14 protein-coding genes and 1 pseudogene are annotated in these 26,744 nt (G+C 41.5%); all 15 read right to left on the minus strand.

The genetic code is table 11. From position 1 onward, the window contains the following. A partial coding sequence (locus tag ACXYSM_RS08405; protein ID WP_458635007.1) for a CshA/CshB family fibrillar adhesin-related protein occupies positions 1-5,969 on the minus strand: 5,969 nt, incomplete at its 3' end. A 257-nt stretch (positions 5,970-6,226) separates the two neighbouring features. Continuing rightward, a complete protein-coding gene (rpoC, locus tag ACXYSM_RS08410) occupies positions 6,227-9,874 on the minus strand; it encodes a DNA-directed RNA polymerase subunit beta' (RefSeq protein WP_458635008.1) in 3,648 nt (1,215 codons plus the stop codon). Positions 9,875-9,906: 32 nt separating this feature from the next. Further along, complete coding sequence (gene rpoB / locus ACXYSM_RS08415; RefSeq protein WP_458635009.1) at positions 9,907-13,509, minus strand: DNA-directed RNA polymerase subunit beta; 3,603 nt, start codon at positions 13,507-13,509, stop codon at positions 9,907-9,909. A gap of 362 nt (positions 13,510-13,871) precedes the next feature. Beyond that, positions 13,872-15,884 (minus strand): DUF2079 domain-containing protein, encoded by a 2,013-nt coding sequence (locus ACXYSM_RS08420; protein WP_458635010.1) that lies wholly within the window; start codon positions 15,882-15,884, stop codon positions 13,872-13,874. A gap of 176 nt (positions 15,885-16,060) precedes the next feature. Then, a pseudogene (locus ACXYSM_RS08425) lies at positions 16,061-16,369 on the minus strand (VOC family protein); the annotation flags it as partial. Between the two features lie 83 nt (positions 16,370-16,452). Then, positions 16,453-17,955: a zinc ABC transporter substrate-binding protein AdcA gene (locus ACXYSM_RS08430; RefSeq protein ID WP_458635011.1), complete on the minus strand. Its 1,503-nt coding sequence runs from the start codon at positions 17,953-17,955 to the stop codon at positions 16,453-16,455. Positions 17,956-17,964: 9 nt separating this feature from the next. Then, positions 17,965-18,771: a metal ABC transporter permease gene (locus ACXYSM_RS08435; RefSeq protein ID WP_458635012.1), complete on the minus strand. Its 807-nt coding sequence runs from the start codon at positions 18,769-18,771 to the stop codon at positions 17,965-17,967. Beyond that, positions 18,764-19,468 (minus strand): metal ABC transporter ATP-binding protein, encoded by a 705-nt coding sequence (locus ACXYSM_RS08440; protein WP_006147770.1) that lies wholly within the window; start codon positions 19,466-19,468, stop codon positions 18,764-18,766. Before ACXYSM_RS08440 ends, ACXYSM_RS08435 begins: the two co-directional genes overlap by 8 nt. Continuing rightward, on the minus strand, positions 19,468-19,908 hold the full coding sequence (gene adcR / locus ACXYSM_RS08445) for a zinc-dependent transcriptional regulator AdcR (protein ID WP_024053589.1): 441 nt from the start codon (positions 19,906-19,908) through the stop codon (positions 19,468-19,470). Before adcR ends, ACXYSM_RS08440 begins: the two co-directional genes overlap by 1 nt. Before the next feature lie 138 nt (positions 19,909-20,046). Beyond that, positions 20,047-22,119 (minus strand): cell surface ecto-5'-nucleotidase Nt5e, encoded by a 2,073-nt coding sequence (gene nt5e, locus ACXYSM_RS08450; RefSeq protein WP_458635013.1) that lies wholly within the window; start codon positions 22,117-22,119, stop codon positions 20,047-20,049. 142 nt (positions 22,120-22,261) lie between these two features. Then, positions 22,262-23,530 carry a D-alanyl-lipoteichoic acid biosynthesis protein DltD gene (gene dltD / locus ACXYSM_RS08455; RefSeq protein ID WP_458635014.1) on the minus strand — a complete coding sequence of 423 codons (1,269 nt, stop codon included), beginning with the start codon at positions 23,528-23,530 and terminating at the stop codon, positions 22,262-22,264. Beyond that, positions 23,523-23,762, minus strand: a complete 240-nt coding sequence (gene dltC, locus ACXYSM_RS08460; RefSeq protein WP_178895537.1) for a D-alanine--poly(phosphoribitol) ligase subunit DltC — start codon at positions 23,760-23,762, stop codon at positions 23,523-23,525. The genes dltD and dltC overlap by 8 nt, the downstream gene beginning before the upstream one ends. 31 nt (positions 23,763-23,793) lie before the next feature. Beyond that, complete coding sequence (gene dltB / locus ACXYSM_RS08465; RefSeq protein ID WP_458635015.1) at positions 23,794-25,038, minus strand: D-alanyl-lipoteichoic acid biosynthesis protein DltB; 1,245 nt, start codon at positions 25,036-25,038, stop codon at positions 23,794-23,796. Then, positions 25,035-26,585, minus strand: coding sequence for a D-alanine--poly(phosphoribitol) ligase subunit DltA (gene dltA / locus ACXYSM_RS08470; RefSeq protein ID WP_458635016.1), 1,551 nt, complete (start codon positions 26,583-26,585; stop codon positions 25,035-25,037). Before dltA ends, dltB begins: the two co-directional genes overlap by 4 nt. A gap of 20 nt (positions 26,586-26,605) precedes the next feature. Beyond that, the gene (locus ACXYSM_RS08475; RefSeq protein WP_004254020.1) at positions 26,606-26,737 is read right to left on the minus strand and encodes a teichoic acid D-Ala incorporation-associated protein DltX; all 132 of its coding nucleotides are present in this window, start codon (positions 26,735-26,737) and stop codon (positions 26,606-26,608) included. Between the last annotated feature and the right edge of the window lie 7 nt (positions 26,738-26,744).

Raw genomic sequence — 26,744 nt, forward strand, 5'->3', positions numbered from 1 at the left:
TTGAATGTTGGTTTACCAGACTGTTCTTTACCTTTTGGTCCAATAGTTGTAGCTGGTTCACCTGTTGGTGTTACTGGTGTAACAGTTGGTGTGTACTTAGCTGTTACTGGTGTACCGTTCTTATCTACACGTTTAACAGTCACGCCTGTTCCTGTTCCTGTGAATGATTTTTCTGGTACGAATGTAACTGTTCCGTCTGGTGCTACTGTGTATGTTCCTTCACCTGGGATTACCTTAGTTGTTGAACCATCTTCGAAGGTTGCAGGTGTATCATCATCCATCGGTACGTCTGAGTTACCTGGTGTGAATGTTGGTTTGCCTGTTTGTGTTTGACCTTGAATATCTGTTGATGTTACTGGTTCTGCTGTTGGTTTGATAGGTGTAACAGTTGGTGTGTACTTAGCTGTTACTGGTGTACCATTCTTATCTACACGTTTAACAGTCACGCCTGTTCCTGTTCCTGTGAATGATTTTTCTGGTACGAAGGTAACTGTTCCGTCTGGTGCTACTGTGTATGTTCCTTCTCCTGGGATAGTCTTAGTTGTTGAACCATCTTCGAAGGTTGCTGGAACATCATCATCCATTGGTACACTTGGATCACCTTCTGTAAACTTAGGTTTACCTGTTTGTGTCTTACCTTGGATATCTGTTGATGTAACATCTTCAGCTGTTGGAACTACTGGAGTAATCTTAGGTGTGTAAGTTGTTTCTACAGCAGTACCGTTAGCATCTTTAGCTTGAACCTTAACTGGAACAACATCACCTGAGTATGACTTGTCAGTTGGTGTGAATGTTACAACACCTGTTTCTTTATCAACTGTGAAAGTACCGATTTCTTTACCTTCTGGTGACTTAGCAACTACTGAAGCTGCTGGTTTGCCATTTTCGTCAAGAAGAGTGATGGTATCCTTGTCGATTGGTGCAACTGGGTCACCTTCTGTGAATGTAACAGTACCAGTTTGAACCACACCTTGAGGTGCAACTGATTCAGCTGGAGTTGCAGTTGGTGTTACTGGAGTTACAGTTGGTGTGTACTTAGCTGTTACTGGTGTACCGTTCTTATCTACACGTTTAACAGTCACGCCTGTTCCTGTTCCTGTAAATGATTTTTCTGGTACGAAGGTTACAGTTCCGTCTGGTGCTACTGTGTATGTACCTTCACCTGGGATAGTCTTAGTTGTTGAACCATCTTCGAATGTTGCTGGAACATCGTCATCCATTGGTACACTTGGATTACCTTCTGTAAACTTAGGTTTACCTGTTTGTGTTTGACCTTGTTTGTCAGTTGAAGTAGCATCTTCAGCTGTTGGAACTACTGGAGTAATCTTAGGTGTGTAAGTTGTTTCTACAGCAGTACCGTTAGCATCTTTAGCTTGAACTTTAACTGGAACAACATCACCTGAGTAAGACTTGTCAGTTGGTGTGAATGTTACAACACCTGTTTCTTTATCAACTGTGAAAGTACCGATTTCTTTACCTTCTGGTGACTTAGCAACTACTGATGGAGCTGGTTTACCATTTTCGTCAAGAAGAGTAATGGTATCCTTGTCGATTGGTGCAACTGGGTCACCTTCTGTGAAGGTAACAGTACCAGTTTGAACCACACCTTGAGGTGCTACTGATTCAGCTGGTGTTGCTGTTGGTGTTACTGGTGTAACAGTTGGTGTGTACTTAGCTGTTACTGGTGTACCGTTCTTATCTACACGTTTAACAGTCACGCCTGTTCCTGTTCCTGTGAATGATTTTTCTGGTACGAATGTAACTGTTCCGTCTGGTGCTACTGTGTATGTTCCTTCACCTGGAATAGTCTTAGTTGTTGAACCATCTTCAAATGTTGCTGGAACATCATCATCCATTGGTACGTTTGAGTTACCTGGTGTGAATGTTGGTTTACCTGATTGTGTTTGACCTTGTTTATCAGTTGAAGTAGCATCTTCAGCTGTTGGTGTTACTGGTGTTACTGTTGGTGTGTAAGTTGAAGAAGCTTTTGTTCCGTTCATATCTTCACGAACAACTGTAACTGATGGAGCTGTACCAACAAATGATTTTTCAGGAACAAATGTTACTGTTCCGTCTGGTGCTACTGTGTAAGTACCAACACCTTCAACTGTCTTAGTTGTTGAACCATCTTCAAATGTTGCTGGAACATCTTCGTTGATTGGAACAGTTTTTTCTACTCCATCAACTGTAACAGTTCCACCCTTGAATTCAGGCTTACCTTTTTGAGTTGCGCCTTGGATGTCTGTTGTTTCAGCAGGTGTTGCAGTTGGTGTTACTCCTACAACTGTTGGTGTGTATGTCGCAGAAGCTTTTGTTCCGTTCTTATCTTCGCGGACAACTGTCACTGCTGGTGCAGTTCCTACAAAGTTTGGTTCTGGAACGAATGTTACTGTTCCATCTGCTGCAACCGTAAATTTACCAACGCCTTCTACTGTCTTAGTTGTTGAACCATCGTCAAATGTTGCTGGAACATCTTCGTTGATTGGAACAGTCTTTTCAACACCGTTAACTTCAACTGTACCACCCTTGAATTCAGGTTTACCTGTTTGTGTTGCACCTTGGATGTCTTTTGTTTCTGCTGGTGTTGCAGTTGGTGTTACTCCTACAACTGTTGGTGTGTATGTCGCAGAAGCTTTTGTTCCGTTCTTATCTTCGCGGACAACTGTCACTGCTGGTGCAGTTCCTACAAAGTTTGGTTCTGGAACGAATGTTACTGTTCCATCTGCTGCAACTGTAAATTTACCAACGCCTTCAACAGTCTTAGTTGTTGAACCATCGTCAAATGTTGCTGGAACATCTTCGTTGATTGGAATAGTCTTTTCAACACCGTTAACTTCAACTGTACCACCCTTGAATTCAGGTTTACCTGTTTGTGTTGCACCTTGGATGTCTTTTGTTTCTGCTGGTGTTGCGGTTGGTGTTACTCCTACTACAGTTGGTGTGTACTTAGCCGTAGCAGTCTTAATGTACTCCTCTTGAACCTTACCATCTTTGTTTCGACCAACTGGTGCTGACAATGTAACTTCAATGCCCTTAGCTGTTCCTACAAAGCTTGGTTCTGGAGTGAAGGTTACTTCACCTGTTGAAGGATTGATCGTGTATGTTCCTTCTCCAGCTACTGTTACAGACGTCTCATCAGTAGTACGACCAGTTGCTGGGTCTACCAACTTAGCAGGATATTCTGCGCTTGGAGTGACTGCAATCTTGTCACCATTTAAGTTAGTAGCAGTTGTGTTAAAGGTTGGTGTTTCTTTTTGAGTTGCCCCTTGAATATCAGTCGATGTCTTGTCAACCCCTTCGATTTCAATAGGAGTAACTGTTGGAACGTATTGACCATCCATTGTATTTAACTGACCATTAATGTTTGGTTCTTTGTCTGGGAATTTTGTTGACCAACCCGTATCGTAACCATTGCTATCTACACGACGGATAGAGATACCATCTGCAGTTCCTAGGAAGTTATCTTCTGGGATAAACTCAACGTCTACGTCTTTACCATTGGCAGTAATCTTGTATTTCCCTTGACCTGGAACTACATAGTAACCATCTGCATCAAGCGTTGCGCGGTTGCCATCTTTATCAACGATGTATGGTTCTACTGTCTCGTCGATAACTGCCTTAGAGTTACGTTCATACTTGTGTTCACCACGAGCTGTAAAGGTTACTGTTGCTGTTTGTTTAGTAGCTTGAGGACCAGAAGTTTCCTTAAATTCCCCTTTTGGTGGGTGGGTGATTTGAGTCTTGAAGTCTTCTACTTCACCTGAGAAGGCCATGCCAGTTGGGCTTTCGATCTCGTTCGCTTTCTTAGCGATACGAACACGAGCACCAAGTTCGTTGACGCTAGGGTCGATATAAGTCTTGCTGTTTGCAAAGGTCAACTCAACTGTACCATCTTGGGTCACTTTTGCAAGATTAGAGCGTTCATCTTCATCAAAGGTACCGTTTTGGTTAAAGTCTACCCAACCATAGATATAAGCTTCTGAAGCTCCATCCAAATGGGCTTGAACTGACATCTTGTAGTTACCTGGACGTGTACGGTCCATCTTGATCATCTCATTGGTTTTCCCTTTGAGGTCATCTGGAAGCAATTGGTTAATTCCTTCATCGGCCGTGGTTGAGTTATCATCACCGAACCAGTCCAGAGTTGTATTTTCATCCATATCGGGGCTTACGCTACCAAGATACGGTTGATTTACTTTAGCTCCAGTAACACCGTCAACAGTTGCAATGGTATGAACTGCCTTACCATATGACTCAGGAGCATCCCCTTCATCAAGTGGGAAGAATCCTAGCATTGCTGACTGTTTACCACCTGAAGCGATATAAAGTCCCACTTCAGATGCTCCACGTGTCATCACGAGTGGAACTGTTCTATTTCCTTCAGAAATGTTTGGTCCAAAGATACCGGTTCCTAGACCACCCGTAACTTTGTCAGGATTTCCAAAGTACTTCCAAGCTACTGGTTTCTTTTCTGGTCCAACTTCAGTAGAATCACGAAGTTGTCTTAGGTTAATGTTATTATATTTAGATTTAGGCCCCAAAAGGTTTTCTGTATCTTGTGGTTCATAAGGAACAGAAGTGGCTGGTCTATTAAATTTCTTCCATTCCCCAAGGTGCTGCCAACCTCCTCCATTGGTAGTGAACATAACAAATTCACCAGGGTTGGCAGACTCGCCATCAGCCATGACAACAGCTGGCTTAACTGTCTTGCCACGGAAGGTTGCAGAGATTTCAAACTGAACTCCAATATTTCCACCATTCATAGCTGAACCCATGGTAGTCTTCTTGGCTTTCGTATCAACGTTTTCAAGTTTAATTTCAGTCCAATTATTTTGAGCATCAGCGACAACGTCGGCTTCTTCGCCATCATTAAAAGCTTTTTTAGCCCCTTTTGAAGTAACACCACTTACATAGCCATTTTTTGCATTTGGATCATAGGTTGCTTTTTCTGCTTCTGTAGCCCCTTGGTCTTCCATCCGTTTTTTATAGATTTCAGTTGCTTGGAATGGTTTCAAGGATTTGACTTTTACCGTAACTACATAGCCAGGCATGATTTCCTTGGTATAGGTAGCGCCAACTTGAAGAGCTAGTTTTTCTTCTAAATCTTGATCAGGTTTTTGGTCATTTTTAGGAACGAGGACTGTTTTTGCCCCTGTCCAGTTAGCTACATCTCCAAAGTCCAACCAAGTAATCTGGCTAGTCATAGATTTGGCATCAAGATCTGTTGTAAAGCCAGGTTTTTCAACTTTTGGAGTTGAAGTTGCATCTACAACGTCTGCACCAATTCCAGTAGTTGTTGCAGTATCTGCACGGAAGGCTGTGTTTTTATCAATCTCTTTTCCATTACGAGGGTCGTTTTTCCCTGTATTTGCGATTGCGTTTGTACCTTCAGCTGGTTTTGTGTTTTCTGCAGGTTTACCTGTAGTAGCTTCTGTCTTTTCAGGAGCTGCTACTTCTGTTTCGGCTACAGCTTTTTCTTTGTTTTTAAGTTTAGAATTGACAATTGTTACAAGTGATTGGTAAGCTGCATCCAATTCAGCTTGGCTTGTAGCAGAAGTAAGTGTATTTTTAGCATTAGCAAGACCTACTTTAAGAATTTCAAGGCTCTCGTCTGTCTTGTTGCTGTATTTACCGTTTGCCAAGTTTGCTTCAATTTCAGCAACGTAAGCTGCCAATTTGTCGCTATTTAGCTCAGGTTTTACTTCAGTAGAAACTGCAGGTGCTGCTTCTGCTTGATAAGTTACTTCTTTAGCAGGTGCTGCTTCTGTAATTTGAGGAGTTTCTGCCTTGTCAACTTCTGTTTTAGCTGCAACTCCATCAGCTTGTTTTTCTTCAGTTACTTCATCAGCTCCAACACCTGTGGCAGTTCCGAGCATTACCAACGTTCCGAGTAAGACCGAGCAAACTCCTACATGAAGTTTACGAATCGAGAATCGACTAATTCGATCGTTAAACAGATCATTTTTCATGTTTTACCTCCAATACCCTTTCGGGAGTGTATATATTGTTATATTTTATGCATTGTTTTTACAAAATCCTAAACATGCAACACTCCTATTTTAGCACTATTGTAGCTAAAATCCAAGCATTATGCTCATTATTTTGAAAGTTGAAATCAATATACATTTATTCCATTTTTTTACTATTTTTTCAAGAAAATATGCATTACGTTTTCATTACCTACATACACCAAAAGAGGGACATTCCCCCTTTTGGATAAATAGGTTTATTCACTTGTTTCAACAGTCTCGACTTGGGTATCCACTTGCTCTTCTTGTGAATCTGCAAGGAATGACTCTTCATTAACTGCTTTTGGTTCAAGGTTACGGTAGCGAGCCATACCAGTACCAGCTGGGATGATCTTACCGATGATGACATTTTCCTTGAGACCAAGGAGATGATCTTTCTTACCACGGATAGCTGCGTCTGTAAGGACACGAGTTGTTTCCTGGAAGGAAGCAGCTGACAAGAAACTATTGGTTTCAAGCGATGCTTTGGTGATTCCCATAAGGACTGGGCGACCAGTTGCTGGCACACCACCTGCGATAAGAACATCTTTGTTGGCATCTGTAAAGTCGTTGATATCCATGAGAGTACCCATGAGAAGATCTGTATCCCCTGGATCCATGACACGAACTTTACGGATCATTTGACGAACCATTACCTCGATGTGTTTGTCACCGATTTCTACCCCTTGGCTACGGTAAACTTTTTGTACTTCACCGAGGAGGTAAGTTTCAACTGACAAGACATCACGTACAGCAAGGAGACGTTTTGGTTGGATAGAACCTTCTGTCAGAGCTGCACCGCGAGAGATTTGATCGCCAACCTCTACACGTATACGGGCTGTAAATGGTACCACGTATTCGCCTTCTCCAGTTTCGCCTTTAACGAAGACTTTCTTAGTGCGAGTTGAAGCATCTTCTTCGATTGCTGTAACTTCCCCTTTGACTTCTGTGATGACCGCTTCCCCTTTAGGATTGCGGGCTTCGAAGATTTCTTGGACACGAGGAAGACCCTGAGTGATATCGGTATTTGAGGCAACCCCACCCGTGTGGAAGGTACGCATTGTAAGCTGTGTACCAGGTTCCCCGATAGATTGGGCAGCGATTGTACCAACTGCTTCACCAACCTCAACCGCATCACCAGTCGCCAAGTTGATACCATAACAGTGACGGCAGACACCATGACGAGTATTACATGTAAATACAGAGCGGATGGTTACTTCTTCAACACCGGCATTGACGATTTCACGAGCCTTGTCTTCTGTGATCAATTCATTTGGACCAATGATAACTGCACCAGTTTCTGGGTGTTTAACAGTTTTCTTAGTGTAACGACCATTGAGACGTTCTTCGAGAGACTCAATCATCTCTTTACCTTCAGTAATAGAACGGATCAAGAGACCACGGTCAGTTCCACAGTCATCCTCACGAATGATAACGTCTTGGGCAACGTCAACCAAACGACGAGTCAAGTAACCTGAGTCGGCTGTCTTAAGGGCCGTATCGGTCATACCTTTACGGGCACCGTGAGTTGAGAAGAACATTTCGAGTACTGACAAACCTTCGCGGAAGTTTGAAAGGATTGGCAATTCCATGATACGTCCGTTCGGAGCAGCCATCAGACCACGCATACCGGCAAGCTGTGAGAAGTTTGAGATGTTACCACGGGCTCCAGAGTCCATCATCATAACGATTGGGTTCTTAGGATCTTGGTTGGCAACCAAACGTTTCTCGAGTTTTTCACGGGCAGCACGCCATTCAGCTGTAACAGCATTGTAGCGTTCGTCATCTGTGATCATACCACGACGGAATTGTTTTGTGATTTGTTCTACACGTTTGTGTGATTCTTCGATGATTTCAGCCTTGTCTTCAACAACTGGAATATCAGCAATACCTACTGTCAATCCTGCAAGAGTTGAGTGGTGGTAACCGAGGTTCTTCATACGGTCAAGTAGGGCAGATGTTTCTGTCGTACGGAAACGTTTGAAGATTTCAGCGATGATATTTCCAAGGTTTTTCTTCTTGAATGGCGGGTTGATTTCAAGTCCTTCAATAGCTTCCTTGATATTTCCACCTAATGGCAAGAAGTACTTAGCCGGAACACCTTCTGTCAAGTTAGCGTTTGTTGGCTCTTGCAAGTAAGGTAGTCCTTCTGGCATGATATCGTTGAAGAGGATTTTACCAACAGTTGTAAGCAAGATTTTGTGTTTTTGCTCTTCTGTCCATGGTTTGTTCAAGCTATCTGTTGCGATACCAACACGTGAGTGGAGGTGAACATAACCATTACGGTAAGCCATGACAGCTTCGTCACGGTCCTTGAAGACCATACCTTCGCCTTCACGACCAGCTTCTTCCATAGTCAAGTAGTAGTTACCCAAAACCATGTCCTGAGATGGAGTAACAACTGGTTTACCATCTTTAGGGTTCAAGATATGCTCAGCAGCAAGCATCAAGATACGAGCTTCTGCTTGGGCTTCTTCTGAAAGAGGTACGTGGATGGCCATTTGGTCACCGTCAAAGTCGGCATTATAGGCTTCACAGACAAGCGGATGCAAGCGAAGGGCTTTACCGTCAATCAAGACTGGCTCAAAGGCTTGGATACCCAAACGGTGAAGGGTAGGTGCGCGGTTCAAAAGCACTGGGTGTTCTTTGATAACTTCTTCGAGGATATCCCAGATACGTTCATCTCCACGTTCTACCAAGCGTTTAGCCGCTTTAACGTTTTGAACGATATCGCGCGCAACGATTTCACGCATAACGAATGGTTTAAAGAGCTCGATTGCCATTTCACGTGGCACACCACATTGGTACATCTTAAGAGTTGGACCAACGGCGATAACAGAACGTCCTGAGAAGTCAACACGTTTACCGAGCAAGTTTTGACGGAAGCGTCCTTGTTTCCCTTTGAGCATGTGGCTCAATGATTTAAGCGGACGGCTACCTGGTCCTGTGATCGGACGACCACGACGGCCATTGTCAATCAAAGCGTCAACCGCTTCTTGAAGCATACGCTTCTCATTTTGAACGATGATCCCTGGTGCGTTCAACTCAAGCAAACGAGCCAAACGATTGTTACGGTTGATAACACGACGGTAAAGGTCGTTCAAGTCAGATGAGGCAAAACGGCCACCATCCAACTGCAACATTGGACGAAGATCTGGTGGAATAACTGGAAGGATGTTAAGAACCATCCATTCAGGCTTGTTTCCAGATTTGTGGAAAGCATCCAAAACATCTAAACGACGGATAGCTTTCACACGTTTTTGTCCAGTAGCTGTCTTCAACTCTTCTTTGAGTTCAGCAATTTCTTTTTCAAGATCTACTTGTTTCAAGAGGTCTTGGATAGCTTCGGCACCCATTTTGGCAACGAATGAACCATGACCAAACTCACGCAAGCGTTCACGGTATTCACGCTCTGTCATGATAGACTTGTGCTCAAGTGGTGTATCTTTTGGATCAATCACCACATAAGCTGCAAAGTAGATAACTTCCTCGAGGGCACGAGGACTCATGTCAAGGGTCAAGCCCATACGGCTTGGAATCCCCTTGAAATACCAGATATGAGATACAGGAGCTTTTAACTCGATGTGTCCCATACGTTCACGACGAACTTTTGTACGCGTTACTTCAACACCACAACGGTCACAAACAATCCCTCTGTAACGAATGCGTTTGTATTTACCACAAGCACATTCCCAGTCTTTTGTAGGACCAAAGATCACTTCGTCAAAGAGTCCTTCACGTTCTGGTTTCAACGTACGGTAATTGATTGTTTCAGGTTTTTTGACTTCTCCATAAGACCATGAACGGACTTTGCTTGGAGAAGCTAGTGTGATTTGCATACTTTTAAAACGATTTACATCAACCACTATTTCTTCCCTTTCTATTATAAGTGAACTGCTTATTCTTGTTCAGCAGCTTCTTCTGTTGTTTCCGCTTTTGCATTTTCTTCTGCCTCAAAGGCTGCTTTTGCCTCTTGAGCTGCTCTTTCGCGGGCTTTTTCAAGGTCATCTACGTGGATGACATCTTCGTCCATTCCTTCATCAAGGTCACGAAGTTCCACTTCTTGATCGTCTTCGTCAAGGACACGCATGTCAAGACCAAGAGATTGCAATTCTTTTACAAGAACTCGGAATGATTCTGGAACACCTGGTTTTGGAATTGGTTTTCCTTTTGTAATAGCTTCATAAGCTTTCAAACGTCCGTTGATATCGTCAGACTTGTAAGTCAAGATTTCTTGAAGAACATTTGATGCACCATAGGCTTCAAGCGCCCAAACCTCCATCTCACCGAAACGTTGTCCACCAAACTGAGCTTTACCTCCGAGTGGTTGTTGTGTAACGGTTGAGTATGGTCCGACTGAACGAGCGTGCAATTTATCATCAACCATGTGGTGGAGTTTGATCATATACATGACACCAACTGACACACGGTTATCAAATGGTTCACCAGTACGACCATCGTATAGGATAGTCTTAGCGTCGCTATCCATACCTGCTTCTTTGACAGTGTCCCAAAGATCTTCAGAACTTGCTCCGTCAAAGACTGGTGTTGCGATGTGAATACCAAGAGTACGAGCCGCCATACCAAGGTGAAGCTCCATAACCTGACCGATATTCATACGTGATGGCACCCCAAGTGGGTTCAACATGATATCGACTGGAGTTCCGTCTGGAAGGTAAGGCATGTCTTCTACAGGAACGATACGAGAGACAACCCCTTTGTTCCCGTGACGTCCGGCCATCTTATCTCCGACCTTAATCTTACGTTTTTGTGCGATGTATACGCGAACCAGCATGTTGACACCAGATTGCAATTCATCACCGTTTGCACGTGTAAAGATTTTAACATCACGAACGACACCATCGGCACCGTGTGGTACACGAAGGGAAGTATCACGAACTTCACGAGATTTGTCACCGAAGATAGCGTGCAAGAGACGCTCTTCAGCAGAAAGATCTTTTTCACCCTTAGGTGTTACTTTACCTACAAGGATATCCCCTTCTTTAACCTCAGCACCGATACGGATGATACCCATTTCGTCGAGGTCTTTAAGGGCATCTTCACCAACGTTTGGAATTTCACGAGTGATTTCTTCAGGCCCAAGCTTTGTATCACGTGTTTCTGATTCGTATTCTTCGAGGTGAACTGATGTGTAAACATCGTCTTTCACCAAGCGTTCGCTCATGATAACGGCATCCTCGAAGTTGTAACCTTCCCATGTCATGTAGGCAACGATTGGGTTTTGTCCAAGCGCCATTTCACCTTTTTCCATAGAAGGTCCATCAGCGATAAAGTCACCTTTTTCGATGACATCGCCAACTCGAACAAGGGTACGTTGGTTATAAGCAGTACCTGAGTTTGAACGACGGAATTTTTGGATGTGGTAAACATCAAGGGAACCATCTTCACGGCGAACTTCTACTTTGTCCGCATCTGCATAGGTAACCTTACCACCATGTTGTGCAATAACTGCAGCTCCTGAGTCATGGGCTGCTTGGTATTCCATACCAGTACCAACGAAAGGCGCTTTAGGATCGATCAACGGAACAGCCTGACGTTGCATGTTGGCACCCATGAGGGCACGGTTGGAGTCATCGTTTTCCAAGAAAGGAATACATGCTGTCGCAACGGCAACTACCTGTTTAGGAGAAACGTCCATATAATCAACGCTTGATGCTGGATATTCTTGGTTAACCCCTTGGTGACGTCCCATGACAACTTTTTCAGCAAAAGTTCCATCTGCGTTCAATTTAGAGTTAGCCTGAGCTACTGTGTATTCATCTTCTTCATCGGCAGTCAACCAAACAATTTCGTTGGTAACTTTACCAGTTGCACGGTCAACTTTACGGTATGGTGTTTGAATGAAACCATACTTGTTGAGGTGTCCGTAAGAAGACAAGTTGTTGATCAAACCGATGTTTGGTCCTTCAGGTGTTTCGATTGGACACATACGACCATAGTGAGTGTAGTGCACGTCACGCACTTCATATCCAGCGCGGTCACGTGTCAAACCACCAGGCCCTAAGGCAGACAAACGACGTTTGTGAGACAACTCAGAAAGTGGGTTGTGTTGGTCCATGAACTGTGACAATTGTGAAGAACCAAAGAATTCTTTGATCGCTGCAGTCACTGGACGGATGTTAATGATTTGTTGAGGTGTCAATACTTCGTTATCTTGAACAGACATACGTTCACGAACATTACGTTCCATACGTGAAAGTCCAAGACGTACTTGGTTGGCAAGCAATTCACCAACAGCACGAATACGACGGTTTCCGAGGTGGTCGATATCATCGATACGACCGATGCCTTCAGCCAAGTTAAGGAAGTAGCTCATTTCAGCAAGGATATCTGCCGGAGTGATAGTGCGAACTTTATCATCTGGATTTGCATTTCCGATGATTGTTACAACACGGTCTGGATCAGTTGGTGCCACAACCTTGAATTTTTGAAGAACAACTGGTTCTGTCAAAACAGCTGAGTCATTTGGAGTGTAGACAATCTTATTCAAATCGCCATCCAAGTGACTTTCGATGCTTTCGATGACATCGCGAGTCATAACAGTACCTTTTTCAACCAAGATTTCGCCTGTTTCTGGATCTACCAGTGGTTCAGCGATTGTTTGGTTGAGCAAACGATTTTTAACATTTAGTTTCTTATTAATCTTGTAGCGTCCTACAGCAGCCAAGTCATAACGACGTGGGTCGAAGAAACGAGCTACAAGCAAGGTACGTGAACTCTCAGCAGTTTTTGGTTCACCTGGACGAAGGCGTTCATAAATTTCTTTCAAAGCTTCGTCTGTACGAGAGTCCATTGGGTTTTTATGGATATCTTTTTCAACAGTGTTGCGAACCAACTCGCTGTCCCCAAAGATATCAAAGATTTCGTCATCGCCTGAGAAACCAAGTGCTCGAACCAAAGTCGTAAACGGGATTTTACGAGTACGGTCGATACGAGTGTAGGCGATGTCTTTTGAGTCACTTTCAAGTTCCAACCAAGCTCCACGGTTAGGGATAACAGTTGAACCGTAGCCCACTTTACCGTTTTTGTCTACTTTATCATTAAAGTAAACACCTGGAGAACGCACCAACTGTGATACGATAATACGTTCACCACCGTTGATGATGAAAGTACCCATCTCAGTCATGATTGGGAAATCTCCAAAGAAGACTTCTTGAGTTTTGATTTCGCCAGTTTCTTTGTTAATCAAGCGGAAAGTTACAAAGATTGGTGCTGAATAACTAGCATCATGGATGCGAGCTTCTTCAAGCGTATATTTAGGTTCTTTGATTTCGTAGCCAACAAATTCCAACTCCATTGTTTCTGTGAAGTTTGAAATTGGCAATACATCTTCAAACACTTCCTTCAGACCATGGTCTAGGAAATCTTTAAATGAATCAGTTTGAATTTCAATCAAATTTGGTAAGTCAAGAACTTCTTTGATTCTTGAAAAACTACGACGGGTACGATGTTTCCCGTATTGAACGTCATGTCCTGCCAAGATGATTCTCCTTTGTAAATAAAGTTCCAAGCTTAGTCACCTAAGCTAATAATTATCGTTTAATGGTTCTAAAACCCCTATCAACTTATCCCCCTTGACTAATTTTTCAGAATCTTTAAATCTCTGTTACAGATGCAAAAAATACCGAAAAAAAGCACAAAAAGAGCAGTTAAATCTGACTTTTTTCAGGAGATTTAACTGCTGTGAGCCTTGTCCGGACAATATTTCAGACAAAACCTACGACAAATGATTACTCATATTATACCCGATTTTCTCTAATTTTTCAAGTCCTTTGAAGGATTTTTCTTGCTTTAGTATAGTTGTGGCTTGTTTTCAGAAAAGGTGATTTTCATACATCAACCTTACTGTGGTTTTTCTAGGATAAAAATTTCATCCGAAGAATAGCTGCTTTCCTTGTAGCCAAGCTGTTCATATTGTTTGACCAGCTCGACATAGAGTTCACTCGTATCCTTACTCTTTCTTGGAATCACCACAAAATCAATAGATGAGTCCACTTTCTGACCGTTGTGATAGAAAATGTCATATAATTTTTGATGTTTTCTAAGAATTGGTGTGTATGGATGTTCGGCGACAACTGAAGATTCAGACGGCAGACTTTCTAAAGTATACTTGATATTATCAAAATTTTGTTTATTCTGATGATAATAACCAATATTAAAATTCCATTTATGCGTCAACTGGTGTAAGAGTATCCCAGATACAACGATACCTATCGTAACTGTAAGAACAATTAATTTTTCTTGCAAAATCTTATGAATTTGAAGGTCTTCTAAAGAGAGTAGAGTCATTAGAAAAAGCAGTGCTGCACTACCATAACTATATTGAAAACCAATATCATACTGATAAGGCCAGTTTGGCAACAAATTAATGACAACAAGTGGTAGAGCCAATAAATAATTTTCCCAACTACGTTGTACAAGAGGTAGGAAACAAAGTGGAGCAAGCATTAAGAACAAATAGCCCAATCTTTTCGCGGTGAAAATTGTACTGATCACATATTCTGGATGGGTCAAGAGATTTTTCAAGACCATGAGCAATCCACTCTCACCATTCTGTAGGTAGGTATCGAAACGAGAGACCATACCTCCTTCACCATAAGCACTCAAGAGATACATCGCAAACATGAAATAAACAATCGGTAAAACGATATCTGCTAACAATATCCGTACTTTTGTTGTTTTCGATAAGGTGAAACGTTTTTGTAAAAGGAAGTAGGTGCCAATACTAATAACATAGATAAAGGCATCTTCCTTTACTAACAAAAGCAGCAAAGTCGAACCTATAATACCCAGTTTTTGCTCGGAAACAATGAAATAGAATAACCAGAAAATCAACGCAGTTAGGAAACAATTCTCATGAAGATGGGTTCCACCTGCAGTTGTAATAACTGGGAATAAAACAAACCATGCTACCGTCAATATATTTGTTAGTTTAGAAAGTTTGAATTTAGGAAGCAATAGTTTTAGAGGAATAATTGCAGAAAAAGCAACTAAAACCTGTAAAATGTCTAACGTCTCTACATATGGGAATAATTTATAAAAGGGAAGCATTAGATAAAAGATTGGAGACACGTGTACCGCAAAATGGGAAAGCACTCGGTCTCTCTCCAATGTTGTAATCGGAGTCCAATCTGTATTCATACGCTCAAACATTTGAGAAAAAATACCAATGTCAAAGGTAGTTACTTCAATTGTCTTGACTTTATAGTAGACAACGACACAGAGATACAAAACATAAATAATACTAAGAGACAAGACTGCCCACCATACTATTTTTTTATGCTTTTCTAAAAACTCCTTTATTGGTAACTGTACAAAAAGCAAAATCAGTACAGCAGAAAAAATCACTGCTAAAACGACTGGCCAAATTAATGTATAAAATCTTGTAGTCGTTAAATCAACGGCATGAAAACCAAGCGCCGTATCATTAAAATTAGAATCAACTAATGTTAACAACCGGGGGAGAGTCCCTACTACCGTAAGCAAATATAAAAAAGATAAGGTTTCACCTTTGAACTTAAAAAACACAAAGAGAACCACAGCCAAAAGTAGTAAACCTAGCGCCAGGAAAAATGAAATACTTTTATAGACAGCAAAAAATAAAGCTAGGCATGAAATAAGAATATTAATCCTACGAATATTGAGGGATGACTTTATTTCCACTACCCCAATGAATACAGCTGCTATAAGAAAGACCAAGATTTTGTCAAAAACAGGTCCCGAATTTAGACTTAGAAAAAGATTTTGCGGAGCATAGTGCAATAAATTCAATAAAATAACTATTAAATATGCACCGAGACCATACGATAAAAATTGCTTTCGTTTTTCAAAAATATTTCCTAATACTTTTTCCACAGTTATAATCCTCCTAATAATAAGATAATTGTATCATAATCCTTCCATTCCTTCTATCCTTTTTTGAATCTTTTGCAACACTATCAATGTAAGAGCTTCAATTTTTCATTCTCGAAAAAACTGAATAGAAAAAGAGTGGTTCAAACTAGTAATAATCCAGACCGAACCACTCTATTCTAATTTCCTACTCTAACTCTCGTAACGATACCATCTTTATCAGTCATGCTGAACTCTGCCGAAGAAATCCACTGAGTTACCGCTTCGCTACTTTGAGATTGAGCAAATACTTTTAATAATTCCTCTTTGTTCTCAACTTCAACCACATAGCAGGCTAGCCCCACCATTCCATGCTTACGTCGAGCTAAGTTTTTACCACCCCATTCATTTACAGCTAGATGATGGTGATAAGCCCCTGATGCTATCCAACTGGCATGTAGAATCGTGAATTTATCCTCCAGACTTAGAGACTCTTGATAGAATGTACTCCCTTATCAGCCAATGTCAATCCAGATGCTCAACGCTGATAAAACAAGAAAAATCCTCCCCATGTAGGAAGGATTGTTTGGATTTAATGAGCCAACATTTCTTGAGCAATCTCTTGACCTGATAAGCCATCTGGATAGTAGGTTGGCCAGTTGTCCATCTCTTCAAAGAGGGCTTCTTGGCTAGTGCCTCCAAAGAAGATATGGAAATGCTCTGCCTTGACTGGAGCGATATTGTGGTCGCTAAACTGAACATACTTGAATTGTCCAGCGTCTGCATCAGTCGCTTCAAAGAGGAAGCGTACTCCACGATTCCCTTTCTTATAAGTCAAGATTTTCTTGCCGACATACTTGTAAGTATATTTCTTACTTTGGCCACCTTGGATGAATTCCATAGTGTTATCCGTGATGTTAATCTTGGTCACATCTGTTTGGTAACCTTTTTGATAGTATGCCTTGTACTCATCCTTGGTCATCTTACCAGTCAATTTAGCCTTGTAGTCAAATACTTGGTCAAGAGTCCCATCCTCAAGAAAAGGATAGACAGACTGCCAGTTACCTGCATAATCACTTAGGGTACGGTCCTTAACATCTGCATCCTCAAAGTAGCCATTTTGAACTGTTTTAGTTTCCTCTGCTTTTTCTGGTTCAATCTCTGCCCCTGCCTGATCAGTTGTCTGCTTAAGAGACTTGAGATTTTTCTCCATGACAGAGATATAGTTTTCTCCAGCCTTCATGTCCTCTTCGGTCAAGCTTTCAAGAGGATTCAGAACGTCCAACTTCACTCCTGTTTCTTTTGAGAGGGTATTCGCTAGGGCTTGAGAAGCATTTTCTTCGAAGTAGATATAAGAAATCTTATTTTTCTTGATGTACTCGGTCAATTCTGCCAAACGGCTTGCTGAAGGCTCCGCATCTGGTGAAAGACCTGAGATAGAGACTTGGTTGAGTCCGTAGTCCAAGGCTAGATAACGGAAGGCCGCGTGTTGAGTCACAAAACTCTTTTGTTTTGCACTAGAAAGTCCTTCAGTATAGGCCTTGTCCAAGGCTTGCAGTTTTTCGATATAGGCTGCTGCATTTTGTTCAAAAGTCGCCTTCTTATCTGGATAGTCAGCTGAAAGACTATCACGGATATGTTCTACAAGTTTGATTGCACGCGCAGGAGACAACCATACATGAGGGTCATACTCGTGATGATGACCTTCTTCACCATGGTCATGGTCTTCCTCTTCTTCACTTCCTGGAAGGAGCAGCATATCTCCAGTAGCTTTAATCGTTTTTACTTTTTTCGCATCTAGGGATTCTAATAACTTAGGAACCCAAGTTTCCATATTTTCATTCTCATAAACAAAGGCATCAGCATCTTGGATTTTAGCGACCGCCTTAGGTGATGGTTCATAGTCATGTGGCTCTGTTCCAGCCCCGATTAAGAGTTCGACATTGGCTGTGTCCCCTGCTATTTGCTTGGTAAATTCGTAGACAGGATAGAAAGTTGTAACGATATTTAATTTCCCGTCTGCTTGTTTTTGATTGGTGCAAGCGACTAAGAATAAGGTCACAAGACTTGCCAAAAGTAGGCTTAGTTTTTTCATGTACTTCTCCTATTTGATAAAACGTTTGAGTAAGCTGACTCCTAAAAAGACAACTACAAAGATAAGGGTAATACTCGCACTCGGTGGTGTCTCTGCATAATAGGAAATATAGAGTCCCGCAACCATACCTAGAAAACCAATAACACTGGCAAAAATCATCACAGAACTAAAGTTTTTACCTAGACGCAAAGCAATACTTGCTGGTAAGACCATGATAGTCGATACCAAAAGTGCTCCAGCAGCTGGGATCATGAGGGCAATAGCCACACCCGTTACCATGTTAAAGAGAATAGACATGGTACGCACTGGAAGACCATCGACAAAAGCTGTATCCTCGTCAAAAGTTAGAATATACATAGGTCTTAAAAAGAGGAAGGTCAAAATTAAAACAACAGCTGCAATAACAAAGAGACCAATGACCTGCTCTTGACTAATGGTCACGATAGAACCAAAAAGGTACTGATCCAGACTCATAGAACTAGAGCTCTTACCCTTACTCATGACAATAAGTGAAACTGCAAGTCCTGTAGACATGAGAATGGCTGTCCCAATCTCCATAAAGCTTTTATAAACCGTACGTAGGTATTCAAGGAAGACTGCCGCAATCAAGACAATCACAATGGTTGAAATGGTCGGAGAAATTCCTAAAACCAAGCCAAAGGCAACCCCCGAAAGCGAGACGTGACTCAGAGTATCACTCATAAGACTCTGACGACGCAAGATAAGGAAGGTCCCCAGAACTGGTGAAAAGAGACTCATGGCAATAACAGCCAAAAAGGCTCGCTGCATAAAATCATAAGACAATAGATTAAGCATGCTCCACCTCCTGGTCACTTTCATGGACATTGAAGCAACGCCATGGGGAATCTTGGTCTCGGACCAGGTGAATATTACGATCTGCGTAGTCCTTGACTTCTTCAGGATCATGGGTAATCATCAAAACAGCCTTGCCATGATGGTGGGCGCTATGGTGCATGAGTTCGTAAAACTCATCCTTTGTTCCCGCATCCATCCCTGTCGTCGGCTCATCCAAGATAAAGATATCAGGATCTGAAGCAAACATACGTGCGATAACAGCCCTTTGCTTTTGCCCGCCAGAAAGGGAACCAATCCTTTTGTCCCGATGTTCCCACATACCAACAGAGTTTAAACTAGCCTTGATATGTTCCTCATCATGGGCATTCAAACGACGGAACCAACCTTTTCTTGGATAACGACCTGATTTAACAAATTCATAAACAGTGCTCGGAAAGCCTGCATTAAAGCTTGCAATCTGTTGAGGAAGGTAGGCGATTCTTAGTTTTGTCCCACGAGTGTTGGTCTTTGAAATGGTAACTTTGCCAAATCTTGGTTGTAGAATACCAAGACTGGCCTTGATAAGAGTCGTCTTGGCGGCTCCATTTTCTCCAGTAAGGGTGACAAATTCCCCACTATCAACACTGTAATTAATATGCTCAAGCACAGGTTCCTTGTCATAATAGAAGGACAAATCCTCTACTGTGATGTATCTCATTACTTGATTTCTCCTACTAAAGCAGTTAAAAACCGCTGAATAATTTGTTGCTCTTCATCTGAGAATTGACTGGCAACTTGTTCATAAGTCGAGAGGGTGTGCTCATGATGATGGTGATGCTCCTCAGCAATCGGTCGAGCTAGATCTGTCAATTGATAGAAAATCACTCGAGCATCCTTTGGATCCTTAGACGTTTCCAGCATCCCCTCTTTAATCAAGGATTTAATGGCCTTAGTGACGGCTGCTTGACTGACATTGAGACGGCGCGCCAACTCAGAGTTGGTTAGCGACTCCTCTGATAAGAGCATAAGAATATGCTCCTGGGTATTGGTCAAAGCCACATTACTGGTACAATGACCAATCAAAATTTCATGCTGATTTTCAGCTTTCAGGATTACTTCATTTAAAAAATGATCAATGTCTGTTGCTAATTGTCTCATGAACTTCTCCTTTCCTAGTTATCTTTTTCCGAAAACAATATAGATCACCACAGATTCTTTACTGGTTAATTATATCATAAACCAAAAAAGAATCAAGAAAAAAGATGAAAACACCTGAGATGTTTTCATCCTTTAGAATTATTTTTCTTGTCTACGGCTAGTCCAGAGGGCTGTCGCTCCAAGAATCACACCAAGTAGCATCATGAAAATAGATTGCTCACTACCTGTATTTGGAAGTAGTTTCTCTGAGACTACTGTTTTCTTAGCAAACTTATCTGCAACCTTATAATCAACTTTTACAGTAGAAGGTTGAGTCGGTTTTGTTGCTTGGTCTTCTACTGGTTTAGCTGGATCTTGCTTTTTACCTTCTTCAGGAAGTTTAAATGTCTTTGAGTCCACAGAAATCGTGCGTGAATTTGGATTTACCTTTTCATACTGAGTCAAATCAGCTGTTTTGAGATAGTCTTCAAAGGCAGCATCCATTGAAGGACCTTCTTCTCTAGCACCACCAAGCATGGTATAACCGTCACCACCTGCTGCAAGGAAGTCATTGGTTGCTAGGTAGTAGATTTTCGTCAAATCTAGTTTTTCATAAAGACCAGTTGCACGATTCTTCACTTGAATAGCCAAGACGCGTTTACCTGCGACTAGGTTTGTATCGTAGTAGACCTTGGCTCCTGAAATTTGTAAGAATCCACCACTTGGTTCGAGCAATGGTTGACCATTTTCATCCAAGACAGTTTTTCCTGCCTTATCAACCTGCAAGATAGAGCCGAGTGATTTTTCAAACATATCCAGAACTTGCTGACCAGTTACTTGAATTTGTGAGATTGTGTTTCCAAATGGTAAGACTGCAATGACATTTCCTTTTGTAATTGGTTTGCCTTTAGAAATCGTTTCACGCAAGCCACCACCATTTGTCACAGCGATATCTGTTGGATGACTAAATCCTGTTTGACCATACTGGTAGAGAGAATCTGCGACGACATTTCCGAGGTTTGTCTCGCGGACACGAACATTTTCACGGTCTCCGTTTAGTTCAACAGGACTGTTAGACACAACCTCAACTGCATTTTCTGCATCATACTTTGCCTTAATATCTTTAACTAAACTAGCAACTTTTGGATTTGCTTCTAATTTTTTGGCTTCAGCAGCAGTAATCTGAGTTGGATTGCCCAAAAGCTGACGAGATTTATAAGTAATTTTACCAACGTTATGGAGATAACTTCCAGTTTGGTTGTAAGTCACATTATCTCCGTAAGTAGTTGATTCTACTGTATGAGAGTGACCATCAATGACTGTTACGCGTTTCCCCTTCAAAAGAGGGTTCTTAGATAGGGCTTCTGCTAGTGTTGAGCCACGCCAAGCTACTGGCGTTGTTGTATCAACACCCAAGTGGGCTAAGACTACATAATGCTTATAATCCTTCCCTTCCGCCTTAGCCTTGGCTTGAACTTCTTCAACGACCTTATTAACCTCTTCGATTGGCTCAGTAAAAGTTACTCCTTTAACATTTTTAGGGTGAGTTTTCGTTGCTGTTTCCGGCGTTGTCACACCTATCACTACAAACTCGTCGCCTTCAACATCCTTATTCTTGTCAACAATAGTAGAAGCTTGGAAGAGACGAGCTCCATCTATATAAGTATTTGAGCTTAACAAAGGGAATTTCAAAATTTCCTTGTATTTTTTAGCTTCATCAAGTCCGAAATCAAACTCGTGATTTCCAACCGCCATGGCATCATAATCCATCTCGTTAAGAATCTTAGCACGTGCCTCACCTTTTGATGAGTTTGAGATAGGAAGACCCTGGAAAGCATCCCCAGCATCCACTACCAAGGTGGTCTGGTTGGTTTTTGCACGCTCTTGTTCAATGACTGTAGCCAACTTAGCGTCTCCAATGACTCCCTTTTCCTCTACAATACGACCATGGACATCATTGGTGTGTAAGATAACAGTGTCCTTTTCTTCGCTTTTAGGAGATTCAGCAGGAGCTGACTGAGCTTCTGCAGGTGCAATCGTTTCTGAAGTTGTCGAAGTTTCCGGTACCGCAGGGCTCTCAACAGGAGCTGGAGTCGCCGACGGAGCTGGAGTTGCTGCGACAGCTGAACTTTCTGCAGGAGTTGTTGCTTCTTCAGCGTATACTTGTCCAGCTAAGAAGGCTGGAGCTAATAAAGCTGTAGATAGGATGGGTAATAAGAACTGTTTCTTCATTTTGAACTCCTTTTCTTTTCTTTTTCTCTTTTATATTATATGCTATTTCTAAAAATTTTGAAACTTTTGACCTATTTGCATCTTAAATATTCGCCATTTAAACAAAAAAAGCTTGGATTAAAATCCAAACTTTTAGCTCATTTTATTGAAAATCTTTGATGTTACCATCGTAATCCGCCCAATCTTGGCTAAAGAAGCGGTCATTCATTTGGTAACTAGGTGCTGTTGTTGGATTGCTCAAAAAAGGATTTACAACCTTATCAAACGCCAACCAGCCTAACCAACCGATATGAATCGTATCCTTGACAAAATAAGGTTCATCACCGTTTTTTGAAAAATCAGCAATATTGGTGAAACCTTGACTCTCCAACTGGTAACGAATTTTTTCGACAGAGTGTTGATACATTTCCTCACTTAATCCGGTATAATTCATCCATTTTTTATTGACAGGTTGAAAGACAAAGAGTACATTGACCTTAGATTTTGCAAATTGATCAAGCACCAGCTGCAAATCATTGTATTCCCTTGACTGGAGGAAGTTGTAATTTTTTTGATACCCTTCCCACTTTTTTAAATCTTTCTTTAGTTGAGTATTGTAAAAGTGGTTCTCCATTCCCAAATCATTATTGGTCGTGTTTTCTTCTGCATCCTTACGTGCAATATTTTCCAATTCTTCATACGAAAATTGATCTGGGAGACTGCTCAAATATTTTTCAATATGATCTTTATACTTTAATCGGCCTCGGATGGAGAATTGACCAAAAAGGGCCGCTTGTCTTTCATTGAATTCTGCAGAAGCTGTAATTATTGAATGATCAAAGTCTGACAACTGTTCATTCTTAGCCAGTTTTTCAACAATCCCCTTCATCGGTACGCTTGGATTCTGCTTCAAGAGTCTACTAGCCGCATACTGAGTGCCCACACCCCCAGATTGATTTTCCAAGAAGGCAGTCAACTGATCATTGTTAAAATAAGTTTGAAAAATAGTCGAGTCATGATCCTCTTTTGTAAACCACTGTGGAGAGATTACAAATACCGCTTGTTTGTTTTCAAGTTCAGATGTGATTTGTTGCATCCCAAAATACTGACTAAGAGAAGCGGCTCCTGCCTGCCCCATAAAATACGGACGGTAGGAGCGATTATACTTTTCAGCCAACACTCCTGGATGCATGCTATCAAAACGAATCCATTCACTCGAACCCAAAAAGGGTATAAAACGTATATTAGGATCCGTGAGAGCTCTCACTTTTTGGTTTCTCTCCTTGAAGCTTTCTGCACTTATAGAGGCTGCAGAGTATTTTTCTTCCATAAGATTATGGCTCTTGCTACTTGGATAGAAAAAAATGAGTAGAAGAACCAATAAACCTGCAATAAGAATCGGCCCGAAGATTAACCACAGGCGTTTAAGCATTCTTTAACTCCGTAATCCCTGCCACGATTTTATTGGCTGTATTCCAGTCATCACGACCAAATTCTGTAACCGGGACACGTATATCAAAGCGATTTTCGATTTCTACAATCAATTCAACCGTTCCCATACTGTCCAAGACACCTGCATCGAAAAGATCTTCATCCATCATGTTAGAAACATCTTCCATAAATAATTCATCGATAATTTCAATAACTTCTGATTTGATATCCATTTTTAAATTTCCTTCTATTTTTTAATTCCATTTATTTTTTAAACCATAAATCATTCAAAAATCCAGAAAAGATTAAGAATGAAACCATTACGACATGGAAGGTTATCACCATGCCAAGCAACTGAGCCCAACGATTCTCAAGCAAGGGAGGTCGCCCTGCTTTTTTCCGTTCTTTATTGAGCGTTTTTTTCTTTCTGACCCAGGCATCATTCATCACTAAGCCTATCCCATGAAAGAGTCCGTAAGCGATATAAAACCATGTTATCCCATGCCAGAACCCCATAAGGAGCATGTTTAGGATATAGGCAATACTTGAAGTCACATTTCGATTCTTAAAAAGCTTCTTTCTCGTCATCACCATGACCATGCGCATAAAGACAAAATCACGGAACCAGAAGGATAAACTCATGTGCCAACGATTCCAAAACTCCTTCAAATCCCTTGATAAAAAGGGTTTGTTGAAGTTAATCGGACTACGAATCCCCATCAGATTTGAAATAGCTATAGCAAACATAGAGTAACCTGCAAAATCAAAGAAGAGTTCCAAACCAAATGTGTACATGATGGCCACTACATAATAGTTAAAGACGCCACCTGTTTGTAAAGCTAAATTCTTTAGCGGTGGTAATAAAATCTCGCCTAAAATATGAGCTAGGATAAATTTATACAGAAATCCCCACATGATATACCGAACGGACTCAGCTAACATATCCATCAACTCATCGCGCTCTGGAATCGTCTTGTAATTTTCATTAAAACGTTTGAAACGATCAATCGGACCACTTGAAAATGTCGGCATAAAGAGGAGAAAACGCAAGTATTCCCTCATCTTCAATTCCTTAATAACTCCATCTCTGAGTTCGATAATGACTCCCACCGAACGAAAAGTCAGATAAGAAATTCCGATAAAACCTAACAAGGACTGTGTTCCATTGATAGCTGGCTGTACCTTGACAAAGATAATCGGAAGGAGGGACAGAAAACTAACGAGGTAGAATACCCACTTGCCATCCTTACTTTTTCGATAGTGCTTGTAGAAAAGCAGGAGCAATATTTCCCAGCACAGATAAATACCCAAGGCAGCCAATTGATTGGTCTTGCCACCTGTCAACATGGTGACGATAAAGAAGAGACTAACCAATATTTCATACCAGGCAAAGCGTTTTTTGAAAAAAAGACCGATAAAGATTGGCAAGGTGGCAGTAATCACGTACAAAAAGTACTGCGGATTCCCATACGGCTCAATATGATGGAGCTGTTTCAGGAAATCCGTCATCTATTGTTTACCTCGTTAATCAACCCTTTGATGTCGATTTTCCCGTTTGGAGTTAGTGGTAAACTATCACGGTAAAGGAATTTTGAAGGCATCATATAAGACATCATGATGTGTTCCAAATCTTCCTTAATCGCTTTGGTAATATCAATCTCGCGCTCAAATTGTTCCTTGACCCCATCTTTTAAGATGACATAGGCCAAGAGATTTTGAACCTTGTGATCTTTGTTGTAGCGTGGCACTGCAACAGCCGAGTCGATGTACTGAGACTTGTTCAAGTTTTGAGAAACATCTTCTAGCTCAATACGGTAGCCGTTAAACTTGATTTGGAAGTCCATCCGACCACCATAGAGAAGAAGGCCTTCATCCGTCATCGTTCCGACATCTCCCGTATGGTAGGCTGGCAGACCTTCAAATTCGAAGAAAGCTTCTGCTGTTTTCTCAGGATTATTCATATAACCTTTTGAAACAGCCGGTCCAGACACGATGATTTCACCTTGCTCACCATTTGGCAATTTATTTCCTGCCTCATCAATGATGAAGGTTGGAGAATCTTCTTTGGTATAACCAATTGGCAGACGTTTCAAAGTTGCTAACATCTCATCTGTAATAGCAACTGCCGACAAAGCAACTGTTGCTTCTGTTGGCCCGTAAGCATTGATGATGCGCGCATTTGGGAAACGTTCGCGTAATTTCTGAGCAGTTTTAACAGTCAACTCTTCCCCATCAAAGTAGAAATGGGTAATGCCTGGCATCTTTTCAGCATTGAAATCTTCAGATAACATAGCCATATCTGCAAAAGATGGTGTCGAAGTCCAGATAGCAATCGGAAGAGAAAAGATAGTTGCAAAGAGTTGTTTAAAGTCTTGAGTAATGGCTGATGGAAGGGCAAAAAGCGTTCCTCCAAGAGCCAAGGTTGGTGCCCAATACATGACAGACAAGTCAAAGGAATAGGGCGGTTGCGCCAACATTTGCGGACGCTCTGGCGTCGCAAATTCCTTGTCTGTAATCATCCAGTTGGTGAAGCTGAGCAAGTTATCATGCGAAATTTGCACCCCTTTTGGTTTCCCGGTCGTCCCCGAAGTAAAGATAATGTAGTAGTTATCATCCCCTTTGACTGGATGTTGCAAATCATAGGCATGTTGAGCCGTATAAGCTTCACGCACTTGCTCTAAGGACATGATTGGAGCAGCTGGGTTTTCAATTGGAAACTCATTGATGGCGATAATTAAGCTTGGCTCAGCCACTTCAACAATAGCAGACACGCGCTCCAAGGCAGAATGACTATCAATTGGGATATAGGCATGGCCAGACTTGGTCAGGGCCACAAAGGTTGCCAACATTTCATACTCCTGTCCACCAAAGACCACAACAGGTGACTTTTCAGGAAGTCCCATTTGGTCAAGATGGGCTGCTAAGCTATCTGAATCAGCCTTCAATTGGCCATAGGTATGCTCTTCTCCAAGGACATTGTAGACCGGAAAATTAGGTTGCTTTTGAGCATAATGCTCAATGGTTTCAATCATATCTACTATTGGCTTATTTGACACAATAGGGGTTCTCCTTTAAGTTAAAATTCATTATAGATAAAGCTACCTTGAACCTGACCGAGATAACTAAAAAAGTAAAGCAGGCCCAAGAAAATGATAAAATACAAGGCTGTCCGACCAAGAAAGAGATAGAGTTCATTTCTCTGTTTCATCAAGAAA

The organism is Streptococcus sp. V940 (genome assembly GCF_054353495.1).

Excerpts from the sequence above, each read along its gene's own strand:
- ACXYSM_RS08430 (WP_458635011.1), bottom strand. The coding sequence starts at position 17,955 with ATGAAAAAACTAAGCCTACTTTTGGCAAGTCTTGTGACCTTATTCTTA.
- ACXYSM_RS08435 (WP_458635012.1), bottom strand. The coding sequence starts at position 18,771 with ATGCTTAATCTATTGTCTTATGATTTTATGCAGCGAGCCTTTTTGGCT.
- ACXYSM_RS08440 (WP_006147770.1), bottom strand. The coding sequence starts at position 19,468 with ATGAGATACATCACAGTAGAGGATTTGTCCTTCTATTATGACAAGGAA.
- adcR (WP_024053589.1), bottom strand. The coding sequence starts at position 19,908 with ATGAGACAATTAGCAACAGACATTGATCATTTTTTAAATGAAGTAATC.
- nt5e (WP_458635013.1), bottom strand. The coding sequence starts at position 22,119 with ATGAAGAAACAGTTCTTATTACCCATCCTATCTACAGCTTTATTAGCT.
- dltD (WP_458635014.1), bottom strand. The coding sequence starts at position 23,530 with ATGCTTAAACGCCTGTGGTTAATCTTCGGGCCGATTCTTATTGCAGGT.
- dltC (WP_178895537.1), bottom strand. The coding sequence starts at position 23,762 with ATGGATATCAAATCAGAAGTTATTGAAATTATCGATGAATTATTTATG.
- dltB (WP_458635015.1), bottom strand. The coding sequence starts at position 25,038 with ATGACGGATTTCCTGAAACAGCTCCATCATATTGAGCCGTATGGGAAT.
- ACXYSM_RS08475 (WP_004254020.1), bottom strand. The coding sequence starts at position 26,737 with ATGAAACAGAGAAATGAACTCTATCTCTTTCTTGGTCGGACAGCCTTG.